At 66.5% G+C, this 937-nt stretch carries 1 pseudogene; it reads left to right on the forward strand.

From position 1 onward, the window contains the following. Positions 1–937 (forward strand): annotated as a pseudogene (locus AC2A1E_RS24185) (hypothetical protein); the annotation flags it as partial.

Genomic DNA, 937 nt, shown 5'->3' on the forward strand with positions numbered 1-937 from the left:
CCTGACGGCGCAGCTGACCGGGGTGGGCGGCATTGTGCTGAATGCCACCAATGGGGCGTTGACCGTCACCAACAGCCAGAACAGCTACACCGGCAGCACCCAGGTGACCGGCGGCACGGTGCTGCTGGGGAGTAACAATGCGCTGGGGGCCACCTCACAACTGACCGTGGCCAGCGGGGCCAGCCTCAATAGCAACACCTTCAGCCAGACGGTGGGGGCGCTGACCAACCTGGGCACGGTCACGCTCAATACGGGCGTGCTGACCAGCGGGCTGCTGACCAACAGCGGGGCGATCAACCTGTCGGGCGGGACGCTGAACCTGTCGTCAGGGGGCACCTCGAGCGGTGTTGGCGGCCTGAGCGGGGCCGGCACGCTGAACGTCAACGGCGGGGATCTGGCCCTGAGCGCGGCCAACGGCGGTCTGTCAGCCACCACCCATATTGCGTCCGGGGCATCCATCACCGCGAGCGCCGCCAATGCCCTGGGCACCAGCGCGGTGGCGGTCGGCGGTACGTTGAATCTGAACGCGGCCGATACCCTGGCCAACGTGCTGAGCGGGGCCGGGACAGTCAACACCGAGGCGGCGGTGACCCTGAGCGGCAGCAATACCTTCAGCGGCACTCACGCGATCAATGCGGACGGTGCGCTGACGGTCAGCGCGGCCAATAATCTAGGCACGTCCGCAGCCGGCGTCGCGTTGACCGACACGACCGCGCAACTGATATTCAGTGCGCTGAGTGGCGATGTGGCGAATACCCTGAGCGGGGTGGCGGATTCCACCGTCACCGTGAATAACGGGGCCAATATGTCCCTGTCCGGCAATAACGCTGGCTTTGCGGGCCAGTTCGGCATTACCGGCAACAGTGCGCTGAGCGTCAGCCAGAACGCGGATCTGGGGGCCGGTTCGGTCACGGTCGACAGCGGCAGCCAACTGGTC

The sequence above is a fragment of the Serratia sp. HNCC26DJ206 genome, from assembly GCF_057180605.1.